This is a genomic window from uncultured Alistipes sp. (assembly GCF_902388705.1).
Lineage (GTDB): Bacteria > Bacteroidota > Bacteroidia > Bacteroidales > Rikenellaceae > Alistipes.
In genome coordinates this window covers 102,317-114,250 of sequence record NZ_CABMQJ010000002.1, presented here as the reverse complement: position 1 = coordinate 114,250, position 11,934 = coordinate 102,317, and the positions used below count along the sequence as shown (strand labels likewise).

Genomic DNA, 11,934 nt, shown 5'->3' with positions numbered 1-11,934 from the left:
GTAGATTATTTACGCAGGGGGTTGCCGATTACGAACTGGCAGAATTCGTGATACAGTTCCTTGTCCTTTTCGGCCGTCGATTTCCATAGGTCGTAGAATCCGTTCGTGCCGTGGTAGTAACTCAACGGCTTGCTGCCGTAGACGCCGTGTTCTTTGGCGCCGGCCATGTACTCGCGGAAGCGCTGTTTGTAGAGGTCGCAGTTTTTCTGCCCCTCGAGCAGCGTTTCTTCGAATTCGAATTCCATGGCCAGGTCATAGGTCTTGATGTCGGAGAAGTAACGGGAAAGCGGCCTTGCTCCCTTGTCGTCCCAGTAATGGTTGGGCTGCATGTAGGCGTAATCGACGCCCATTTCGCGCCATTTCGTATAGCCTGCCGCCCGGTTGTAGGGAATCCAGCACAGGCACTCGTTCCGGGCATGCAGGTATTCGGCGACGGGGGGAATCACCTCTTCCGATTTTTTCAGCTCATGGCACCAGCCGTCGCCGGGGGTCACGATTTCTTCGGAAATGGGATAGAATCCTGCCAGTTCGATATACTGGTAGTTTCCCGCATCGAACCGCTTGCGCACTTCGTCGATATACCATTTGTATGCGGCTACGCGGTCGTCCCCCGAGGCGAAATCCATTTGACGGCCGTCCAGCTCGCCCCAATAGGCGGTCGACTCTTTCGTGTCGTCGTACTTCCGGTAGATAATCGGGTCGGGCATAATCATGACGACCTTGCGTTTGGCCGGAGGCGTGCCGAGGCGCTGTGCGGCCTCTTTTACCGCCGCTTCGAGGGCGTTTACGCCGTTATCGCCGTCGAACCAGTAGTCGATTAACTCCTGCCACTGCGCTTTGCCGGCCGAGAGGCCGCGCCCCTGCAGTACGCCGACCATGTAGGCGTAGTTGACGCCGTCGGGACGGCTGCTGTCCTGAAATTCGATGCAGAGGAAACTGTCGAACAGCCAGTGCTCCCTGCCCTGCTTGTCGGTATAGGTCACGAACGGGGTGAAACGCTCCTTGTCCCACCGGTACGGGGTGCGGTGGTGGCTGCCGCCGTAACACAGAACGAGATCCGTGAACGACAGGATTCCGTTGCGTTCCCGTTCCCACGAATACATCGTCTCGCCGTTGCAGAGGCCGGATTGCCGGCACTCCTGTGCGGTATCGGTCTTGCATGCCGCACGGACGAAGAAAAATACGAGAACTGCAAAAAGGGCGAGAACTCCGAAAATTTTTAAAGCTTTCATTTGTTTGTCTGGTGTTAATCGTTATTTACGCAACGGGTTGTTGATTACGAACTGGCAGAATTCGTGGTAGAGCTCCCTGTCCTTTGCGGCCAGCGATTTCGACAGGTCGTAGAACGCATTGGTGCCGTGGTAGTAACTCAACGGTTTACGTCCGTAGACGCCGTTCTGTTTGGCGCCGGACATATAGGCACGGAAGCGTGCCTTGTAGGAGTCGCAGCCCGTTTTTCCCTCGAGGAGCGCTTCGTCGAACTCGAACTCCATGGCCAGGTTGTTGGCCGAAATGTCGGTGAAGAACCGGGAAAGGGGTTTCTCGCCTTTTTCGTCCCAGAAGTAGTTGGGCTGCATGTAGGCGTAATCGACGCCGAACTGGCTCCATCGTTTGTATCCCGCGGCCCGGTTGTAGGGAATCCAGCAGAGCGATTCGTTGACCGAGTGCAGGTATTTCGAAAGCGGCGGAATGATTTCGTCCGACTTTTTCAGTTCGTAGTTCCATCCGTCGTCGGGCGATGCGAGCTCCTCGGAGATGATATAGAATCCGGCCAGTTCGACATATTGATAGTTCGCCAGGTCGAATTTCTTGCGAACGAGGTCGACGTACCATTTATAGGCGGCGAGCCTGTCGTCGGCGGAAGCGAAGTCCATCTGGCGGCCGTTGAGCTGGCCCCAGTAGGTCGTCGATTTGGGGTCGCCCGTGCCGTTTCCCTTGCCGTCGAACACTTTGTAGATGATCGGGTCGGGCATGATCATAATGACCTTGCGTTTGGCCGGGGGCGCGCCGAGGCGTGCAGCGGCATCCCCTATCGCCTGTTCGAGGGCGTTCACGCCGTTGTCCTGCTTGAACCAGTAATCGATCAGCTCCTGCCACTGCGCCTTGCCGGCCGAAAAACCGTAGTCTTTCATCAACCCGAGCATATAGGCGTAGTACTTGCCGTCGGGACGGCTGCTGGACTGGAATTCGATGCAGAGGAAACTGTCGAAGAGCCAATGCTCCTTGCCCTGTTCGTCGACGTAGGTTACGAACGGCTCGAACCGATCCTTTTCCCACAGGTACGGGGTGCGGTGGTGGCTGCCGCCGTAGCAGAGTACCATATCCGTGTACGAAAGGATGCCGTTGCGGCTTTTCTCCCACGAATACATCTGCGCGCCTGCCTTGTCGGTGGTGAACTGGACGTACTGCATTTTCCCGTACGCCCCCTCGTCGTTGCAGGCTACGGCAAAGACCGTATAGGTGGTCTGGCCCGACAGCCCGTCTATTACCACCCGTGTCCCGGTATATTTCGTCCCCTTTTCGGCGACGCTTTCCGCCGTCTGCGACGTGATGACGCCGGTGGGCTTGCACAGTATGCGGACATGCGTGGCATTCAGGATCTTGATGTCCAGCGTCACCGATGCCGCGTCGGACGATACGATCGTCATGCTCATCGAGGGCGTCGGACCCTTGTCCGGCTCGTCGCCGCCTTTGCTGCAGCCCGTAAGCGGCAGGATGCACAGGAGCATGCAGATAATTCGGTAGTTTATCATTGATTCAGGTTTTTATTTGTTTCCGTTTCCGGATTGCTGTGAGCGCAGCGGATTGCCGATTACGAACCGGCAGAACTCGTGGAAAAATTCCTTGTCCGTTTCGTCGCTGGAAACAGAGAGGTTGTAAAGCGCATTGCTGCCCTGGTAATAGGCCAGCGGCCGCTTGCCGTATATGCCGTATTGCCGGGCATATTTCATGTAATCGCGGAACCGGGCCCGGTATACGTCGCTGCCCGGCCACGCCTTGAGAATCGAAGCTTCGAATTCGAATTCCATGCTGGTGCCCGCGCGGTTAATCATCGTGCATACGGTGTCCATGCTGATTTCGGGTTTCCAGTAATGGTTGGGCTGCATGTAAACCTGGTCGAAATCGAATTTCCGCCAGTCGGCGTAACCGCGGGCGTCGTTGTAAGGTATCCAGTTGAACGTGTAGTTCAGCCCGTGGAGGTATTCGGCGATATGCGGCAGCATGATGTCCGAGCGGGTCAGGTGATAACTGTAAGCCGTATCCTGCGGCTGTGCGATTGCCTCCCGCAGCCAGTAGAACCCGGCCAGGTCTACATGTTCGTAGTTCCCCTCGGCGAATTTGGCCCGCACCTGGTCGATATACCACTTGCAGGCTGCGATACGGTCTTCGTTTTTGCGGAAGTCGAGCTGCCGTCCGTCCAGCGCGCCCCAGTAGGTCGTCGTTGTGGTCGTGTCGATGTAGTGGTGGTAAATCACCGGGTCGGGAATCATCATGATTACACGTCGTTTCTGCGGCGCTTTGCCCAGCCGGCTTTCGGCTGCTTTTACAGCCTCTTCCAGTCCGTCGACGCAATTGCCTTCGGCGAAATAGTAGTCGATGAGCTCCTGCCACTGCTCTTTACCGGCGGCTACGCCCGTATTGAGCAGCACTCCCGTCATATACGTATAAGCCGCACTGTCGGGACGGTCTACATCCTGCGATTCGAGGAAGATAAATCCGTCGAAGAGCCACTGCTCTTTCCCCTCTTGGTCTACATAGGTGACATAGGGGGCGAAGCGTTCCTTGTCCCACAGGAAGGGATTGCGGTGATGACTGCCGCCGTAGCACAGTACGGCGTCGGTCGTGGTTGCCAGACTCTTTCGGTTTTTCTCCCACGGATACATTCTGCTCTGCGGCCCGGTGCAGGAAAAACCGGTGAATCCGGCGATTGCGGCCGCTATGATTGCAACTGAAAAAAATCTGCGTGTCATATCTTTTTGTAAATTTTGTGCTGCGGGGCGCTGCCGGATTCCGTTTGCCGGATGCAGCCCCTGTTTCCGGCTACTGCCGGCGCAGCGGGTTATTGATTATAAATTGGCATAACTCGTCGAACAACTCCCGGTCTGCCGGGTCGTCGGAGGCGGACAGGTCGTAGAAACCGTTGGTGCCGTGGTAATATGCGAACGGCTGCCTGCCGTATATGCCGCGTTGTCGGGCATATTTGATATAGTCGCGGAACCGGGCACGGAATGCCTCGCTGCCCTCACGCGCGTTGAGCAGCGTGGGTTCGAATTCGAGCTCCATGCCGACGCCGAGCCGGTCGATTTGATCGCACACGGTATCCATGTCGTTCTGCGGTTTCCAGTAATAGTTGGGCTGCAGGTAGACCTGGTCGAAACCGAACGTCTGCCATACGTCGTATCCGCGCGAACCGTAGTACGGTATCCAGTTGAACGTATAGTTCAGGCTGTGGAGGTATTCGGCGATATGCGGCAGCATGATGTCCGAACGGGTGAGGTGGTAGCTGAATTCCGTATCCACCGGACGGGTGACGATTTCCCGCAGCCAGTAGAATCCGGCCAGGTCTACGTGCTCGTAGTCCCCCTCGGCGAATTTGGCCCGCACCTGGTCGATAAACCATTTGCAGGCAGCGATGCGGTCTTCGTTTTTGCTGAAGTCGAGCTGCCGTCCGTCCAGTGCGCCCCAGTAGGTCGTCGTGGAGGTCGTGTCGATATAATGCTGGTGAATCACCGGGTCGGGAAGCACCATGATTATGCGGCGTTTCTGCGGCGCTTTGCCCAGCCGGCCTTCGGCCTCTTTCACCACATCTTCCAATGCCTCGACGCCGTTGCCTTTCGTGAAATAATAGTCGATGAGCTCCTGCCATTGCGCTTTTCCGGCTGCTACGCCCATGTCGCGCAGATGCCCGGTTTCGAATGTGTACAGCGCTTTGTCGGGCCGGTTCGTATCCTGGAACTCCAGGAAAATAAATCCGTCGAAGAGCCAGTGTTCCCTACCCTCTTTGTCGACATAGGTGACATAGGGGGCCAGCCGCTCCCTGTCCCACAGGAAAGGCGTGCGATGGTGGCTGCCGCCGTAACAGAGGACGGCGTCGGTCGTGGTCGCGGGGGCCTCCCGGTTCTCCCACGGATATAATTTGACCTGCGAACAGGCATTCGGCAGTACGAGGAATCCGACGGCTGTTATGACAGAAATTGCAGCCCTGAAAAGTTTGCGTTTCATAGGTTGTAAATTTACAAATTAATCCCGTTGTGAAGTAAAGGAGAGGTTCACAACGGGATTAATTACTCAAAATCAATGGTTAGAATCCCACACCCTGTACGTCGGCCAGTTTGCCGCGTCCGTAGAGGTAATCGCCGACAGTGGATTCGGCCTTCATGATTTGGAACTTCATGTAACGGCCTGCGAAGTATTTCTGGACAGGATAGTCGTAAACAGTCGCTACTCCGGTCCAACCGTAACTGCGTTTGCCGCTTGCAACGAGGTTCCACCGGGTGTTCTCGCCGTCATATTCTTCGGCCGTGTAGATTTCATATTCCCGGAGATTGCCCTGGTGGGTCGAGTAATCGCTGATCAGGAAGTTGGTAAACACCTGTCTCGTGCCCATATCCACGACGAAAGTTATCGGGAACTCGATTTGGGTTGCGAACCAGGAAATCCACTCGTGGCCTGCAGTTATCTCACCGTCGAACAGCTTGTCGGCAGTATACTGCATAATCCAGGCGGCACCGCCGTTGTTCGGGTCTCTTGCGTAGCAGTTTTCCTCGCCCTCCAGCAGCGTCCACGGGCCTTTCAGCTCCTTGTCCATCGTGAAGGGAACGTACATGACGCCGTTCGAGATGCCGAGGCCGTCTACCGAAGTCGACGAAATACGAATCGGGACGAGCATATTGCCGGTGACTTTGAGCTCGCTGCCGGCGAACAGCAGGTCGGAATCGAAATTGCAGGTAAACGGTGCCGACGTCTGGCCTGCGGCAATCTGCGAGGTGGCGGACGCCATCGTGGCGAATCCGTCGGGCGCAGCTTTGTAGTCGGTGCCGTTCGCCTCGTTGTAGGCTGCTATCAGGCTGTTGTCGATTGTAAAGTTCACCGTTACGTCCATTACCGAAATCGGATTGTCGAGTACGACGTTGCCGTCGCAGGAGATTGCGTCGCCCGCAGCCGAGGGCAGCAGCGAGGCTGCCAACGTCTTTTCCATCGATACCGACGACAGTTTGGGATGCACGATCAGCAGGTCGAGGCCTTCGCTCACCTGTACGGAGCCGTTGTCGACGGAGAGCTGTACCGGTACTACGTAGTCCTTGCTCTTGTCGAGTGCGAGCACGGCGGTTTCGTCCCACGAAAGTTCGACGATTTTGCGAAGGTCGTCCTTGGCGAATTTGAGCGTCGTAGCCGAGAACTTGTAGCAATTCTCCGGCATGGTCACATAGTTGGTTGCGTTCGCGGCATTGTATTCGTCCAAAGCCGTTTCCGAAACCGTCAGATGGGCCGTCGCACCCGAGAATCCCTTGCCGTTTTTCATCACGGGGAAGTCGTACTTTTCGTTGTATACCGATACGGTTGCATAATTCTCGGTATTGATGAATGAAATCGTATCGTCGACCATGAAGTTGTCGCGCTCATCCTTACAGCCGACCAGGGCGGTCGATGCAATCAGGGCGACAATCAACAGTTTCCACATATTTATTTTCATAGTGTTCGAGCGTTAATTAAAATCCGTAATTCTGGGTCATATTGGTCATTTCGGCCAACTGGTTTGCGCTGATCGGGAAGAGGTAATCCTTATCCTGGAATGTATTGGGAGCACCGACGAAGTCCGTGGATGTGCGCTCGTAAGATTCCTCGTAAGTCGTCGCGCTAACATGCAATGTCCAGTTTGCGCCCGGGTATTCGTCCTTGGCAATCATCCAGCGGCAGGCGTCGTAGTGGCGCATGGCCTCCAGGCCGAATTCCGCCATACGCTCTTTCTGGATACACCAGCGAAGCAGGTTCTTGTTGCCTTTGATTTCGGGATACGCATCCTCGATATTGTTCAGTCCCGAGCGGTTGCGCACTTTGTTCAGGTATTCGATGGCCGCCGCTTCGTCGCGCTGCGGTTTCTCGTTGCAGGCCTCCGCGTAATTGAGGTAAATCTCCGCCAGGCGGAATGCCGGATAGACATACCTGATGGCCTTGAAATCCTCTTGTCTTGCAAGCGACGTGTTGGCCGGCAGGAGGCGCCGCCATGCGTACCCTACACGGATACATTGTCCCGCTGCGCTCCAGGGAGAGGTGCACTCCGTATTGTTGTAGCAGGTGAATTTCACGTTCATGGTTTTATTCGGCCACCAGAAACCGTTGGGCACTACGCTGGCATAGAAGCGGGGATCGCGTCCCACGCAACTGTTGTGGGCCTTGATGGGAGCCGGATCCCATCCGATATTCGCATCCAGAGGCTGTTGGTAATTGTCGGTAAAGCCGACGTTGCTGTAACCCGACAGCGGGTCGATGATGGGCTTCGACATGTCGTTCTGTCCCTGGTAACCCGTGATCGGGTAGCGTCCGCTTTCGTACATGGGATAGGTGTCGACCAGTTTCAGCGAGGGTGCTATACCGCCGAATGCCGCATAAAATTTGGTTCCCATAGGCGGCAGGGCCGGACCTATTTGTCCGCCGACCGTTCCCAGATAGGCATAGGCAGCCTGATTGGTACGCCACCACCAGCCCCAGATCGTTTCCTTGTTCCAGGGGTCGAACATCACTTTCTGGTAAGAGGTCATGCCGTCTTTGAATTTGTCGCCCGTGGTGTTGTCCTTGCACAGCTCGTACCGGCCCATTTCGATAACGGCCCACGCGGCTTTGGCAGCATCCTCCCATTTGCTTTCGTCCTTGGTCTGCGGGAAGAGGTAGTTTCCGTACATGTTCTTCATTTTGCCGACATACAGGTCGCAGCCGTTGTACAGCGGCGATGCGGCGTAGAGCAGTACGCGCGATTTCAGCGCCAGGGCAGCACCCTTGGTAAGGCGTCCCGTCCATGTGGATTCACTTTCGCCGACATCGGCAACCTGCAGCGGAAGGTCGGCTGCAGCCTTGTCCAGCTCCGTTACGATGAAGCTGATGTTCTCCTCGACCGTATGGCGGTCGATGGACGAGGCGAGGATGGCTTCGTCGGCTTCCCTGTCGCCCCAGATGTATACGGGACCGTACTGGCGGAACAGGCAGAAGTAGAAGTATGCACGCAGGAAACGGGCCTCGGCTTTCATATAGGCATTTACTTCAGCAGTATCCCCTTTGTTGAGATCCACGTTGTTGATGAAGATCGAACACTGGTTGATGCCGATATAGAACTCCGGCCAATAATTGTAATAGGTCGTCGAAGTGGGAGTCGCACTGCTGTAACTGCCCGTTTTGTACAGCAGGTAATATACCCACTGGTAGAACGAGTATTGTCCTTCGTCCGAACGCGGAACGACCCAGCCGTGGGAGTTCACAATCTCTTCCTCCATCGGAATGTAGGAGTAGAGGTGTGACAGGAATTTTTTGGTGGTCGAACTCTGGCTGAATGTTTTCTCGAGAGTCGCCTGGTCGTCGAAATTCACATCGAAGAACGACTCGCAGGAGGTAAGCGAAAAAGCAAATATCAGAACGACCGCTGCTAATATGCGTATTTGTTTCATAGTATTCCGGTATTTTTATTAGAAATTGACATTTACACCGAGCGTTACGGTGCGTACCAGCGGATAAACGTTACCGTAATTGGCATTGACTTCGGGATCCCAGAGTTTGAAGTCGCTGAAGGTAAGCAGGTTGACGCCCTGGACATAGAAGCGTACCGTAGACATGCCCCATTTCTTGGTCAGGCTCCGGGGGAGCGTATAGCCGATTTCGGCATTCTTCAGGCGCAGGAAACTCATGTCGCGCTGCCAATAGGTCGATGCCTGTTTGTTGTTCGTATTTTCACCGGTTGTCAGGCGGGGATAAGGTGCCTTGGGGTTCTGGTTGTCCAGCGTCCAACGATTTTTAGCCACGTCCTCGAAAATCTGGCCGAGGTACATGATGTTGGATGATTGGCCGTAGAAGGCGCTTCCGCTGACGATACGGGTTACATTGGCAACGCCCGAGAAGAATACCGATACGTCGAATCCTTTCCAGCCGATGCTGGCGCCGAAACCGTAGTTGATTTCGGGAACCGTCGTGTAGCCGATGGCCACCCGGTCGTACGTGTCGACTACGCCGTCGCCGTTGATGTCCCGGTATTTGATGTCGCCCGGGCGCAGCTCCGTACCGAACTTTTGTTCAGGCCAGGTGGCGATATCCTCTTCCGACTCGAACAGCCCTTCGGCAATCAGTCCGAACTGCTGATTGTAGGCGAAACCTGCGAGGTTCTGGTATTTCCAGATCTGGTCGGGTTTGTCGTCGTAGAGTTTCTTGTTGCGGTTGTAGGTGAAGTTACCGCGTGCGGATACGTAGAGGTCTTTCGAGAAGTTGTGGTCGAATTCGAGCGAAAGGTCGAAGCCCTGGTTCTTCATGCGGCCCAGGTTGACCCACTGCTGTACTTTCGTCCCGACAACCGACGGCGAGGATTCGCGCTGGATAAAGATGCCCTCGCGCTTTTCGTAGAAGTAGTCGGCCTGGATTTTAATCATGTTGAACAGGCCCAGTTCGAGTCCGATGTCGGCCTTCGTAGCCTCTTCCCAACCCACGTTCATATTGCCGTAATCGCCCGTTGCATAACCCAGCGACGGATGTCCGCCCGTGTCCGACCTGTCGTTGAATGAGGTGCCGAAGTTGAAGCTCGGGGCTGACGTATTCATGGTCGTGTTGTAGGCGAAACGACGGTTGCCGCCGATCTGGTCGTTACCGATTTTACCGTAGGAACCGCGGATTTTCAGGATATTGATTTTGTCGCGCAGGGGTTCCCAGAATTTCTCGTTGCTGATCATGTAGCCCAGTGCATACGAGGGGAAGAAACCGAAACGCTTGCCCGGTGCGAAGTTCTCCGAACCGTTGTAGCCGAAGTTGAACTCGGCGAAGTATTTATCCCGGAATGCATACGTAAAACGTCCGGCGATACCCATGTTCCGGTACGGGAATGCGTAGACGTATCCGGCCGGAATATTGTTGGAGCGGCTGCGCAGGGTGAAGAGGAACATGCCGCTGACGCGGTGGTCTTCGGCGAAAACACGCTCGTAGACAGCCGATGCCTCGAAGTTGATGGTCGTCCAGCTTACGTTGTTCTGGTTGGAGTATCCCATGGAGTTGGTCGCATTGGGATTGATCGGATCCGTGAAAATAAGTTTACCCTCCTCGTCACGGCCTTGCGCGTAATAAATAAAGGGGTCGTTATAGCGAACCAGGGTGTTTGCGTTCTGGGCGTCCCACGAGAATTTGACGTTGGCCTTGAGGCCTTCGGTAACAAGTTCCGAAAAATCCTGCGTCAGCGACAACAGCGACTGGGCCACGATATTGTTCCGGCGCTGGTAGCCCGAATTGTTCAGGATGTTGTACGGGTTGATCTGCACGCCGCTTTCTCCCGGAGCGGCCAAAGTGCCGTCGGAATAGATCGTCGGGGTGGCGATAGGAGTCATTTGCAGCGTATACGCATACAGGCGGCTCATATCCGTATCCCAGGAGCGGTCGCTCGGCGTATTTTTCATGGTGTACTGGGTCGAAATCGACAATCCCAGCTCCGTCGATTTGGTGATGTTGATATCGACGTTCGAACGGAAGTTGAACTTGTTGAAGTTCATCTGCGCGTCGTAATTGTTGTTGCCGGACATGTTGAACATACCGCCTTCCGTATAGTATGAACCGCCCACGTAATAACGTACTTTCGGGGTACCGCCCGTGACGCTGACATTGACACGGCCGGTCATCGCCATGTCCTTGTAGATTGCTTTCATCCAGTCGACCGACGGATAGAGGTCGGGATCACGGCCGCTCAAATACATCTGGCGGGCATAGTCCGAAATTGCGGGTTCCTGTCCCGTGTCGCGGTACAGTTCGTCGAAGTAATCGAGCCACTGCTCCGTGTTGGCCATTTTGGGCAATCTGACGGGCTGCGTCATACCGAACTCTGCCTTGACATTGACTTTGGGAGCCGATTCCGAACCGCGCTTGGTGGTAATCAGCACGATGCCGTTTGCACCGCGCACACCGTAGAGGGCCGTGGCGGTTGCGTCTTTGAGGATGGAGAACGTGGCGATATCGTCCGGATCGACGAGGTCCATGTCGCGTTCGACGCCGTCGACGAGCACCAGGGGCTTGTTGTTGGCTCCGAACGTATTCACGCCGCGGATCCAGAAATCGGCACCTGCGCCGGGCTCGCCCGTGCGCTGCATGACGACGATACCCGCGAGTTTACCTGCAAGGCCCGAAGAGAGCTGTCCGGTGGAAATGTTCAGGTCTTTTGCATCGAGGGTGTTGATAGCGCCGACGATACTTTCTTTGCGCTGTTTACCGAATGCGACCACGGTCACGGCCTCCAGCTCGGAGACTTTCCGGACGAGGTCGACCATTACTTCGGTTTTCGAACCTACCGGAATCGACTGGGTTTCGTAACCCAGGTAGGAGATTTCGATTACGTCGGACGGTTTGACGCTGATGTTGAAACGTCCGTCGACATCTGAAATAACGCCGCGCGTACTGCCTTTGACCAGAATCGTGGCACCCGGCACGCCGGCTTTGTTTTCGTCAAATACCCGGCCGGTGAGCTGGACATTTCCCCCCCCCCTGCTGTTCGGATACGGACGCTTCTACGCTACTTTCGGAATATTCGAATCCGGGATTCGCATGCAGTCCCGTAACCGAAATAAGCCCCAATATCAGCACAAACGATCGAAGCATTATTTTACAAAAGAGCTTTTGTATAATCATTTTCATATTTACTCATTTATAATTACTTAATTTAGATTTGTACGGTACCGGCGTCGGTCGGCGTCAAATTACCGTACA

Annotated in this window: 7 protein-coding genes; all 7 read right to left on the bottom strand. The window is 55.1% G+C overall.

What is annotated here, in order from left to right; translation table 11 throughout:
* Nucleotides 1–5: 5 nt before the first annotated feature.
* Nucleotides 6–1,232 carry a DUF4855 domain-containing protein gene (locus tag QZT71_RS01345; RefSeq protein ID WP_295911359.1) on the bottom strand — a complete coding sequence of 409 codons (1,227 nt, stop codon included), beginning with the start codon at nt 1,230–1,232 and terminating at the stop codon, nt 6–8.
* A gap of 21 nt (nt 1,233–1,253) precedes the next feature.
* A complete protein-coding gene (locus QZT71_RS01340) occupies nt 1,254–2,753 on the bottom strand; it encodes a DUF4855 domain-containing protein (protein WP_295911358.1) in 1,500 nt (499 codons plus the stop codon).
* A gap of 12 nt (nt 2,754–2,765) precedes the next feature.
* On the bottom strand, nt 2,766–3,971 hold the full coding sequence (locus tag QZT71_RS01335) for a DUF4855 domain-containing protein (protein ID WP_295911357.1): 1,206 nt from the start codon (nt 3,969–3,971) through the stop codon (nt 2,766–2,768).
* Nucleotides 3,972–4,041: 70 nt separating this feature from the next.
* On the bottom strand, nt 4,042–5,223 hold the full coding sequence (locus QZT71_RS01330) for a DUF4855 domain-containing protein (protein ID WP_295911355.1): 1,182 nt from the start codon (nt 5,221–5,223) through the stop codon (nt 4,042–4,044).
* A 79-nt stretch (nt 5,224–5,302) separates the two neighbouring features.
* Nucleotides 5,303–6,694, bottom strand: coding sequence for a DUF1735 domain-containing protein (locus QZT71_RS01325; RefSeq protein ID WP_295911353.1), 1,392 nt, complete (start codon nt 6,692–6,694; stop codon nt 5,303–5,305).
* Nucleotides 6,695–6,710: 16 nt separating this feature from the next.
* Entirely contained in the window at nt 6,711–8,657 is a 1,947-nt protein-coding gene (locus QZT71_RS01320) for a RagB/SusD family nutrient uptake outer membrane protein (RefSeq protein ID WP_295911352.1), read from the bottom strand.
* 18 nt (nt 8,658–8,675) lie between these two features.
* A complete protein-coding gene (locus tag QZT71_RS01315; RefSeq protein ID WP_295911351.1) occupies nt 8,676–11,657 on the bottom strand; it encodes a TonB-dependent receptor in 2,982 nt (993 codons plus the stop codon).
* Nucleotides 11,658–11,934: the final 277 nt, after the last annotated feature.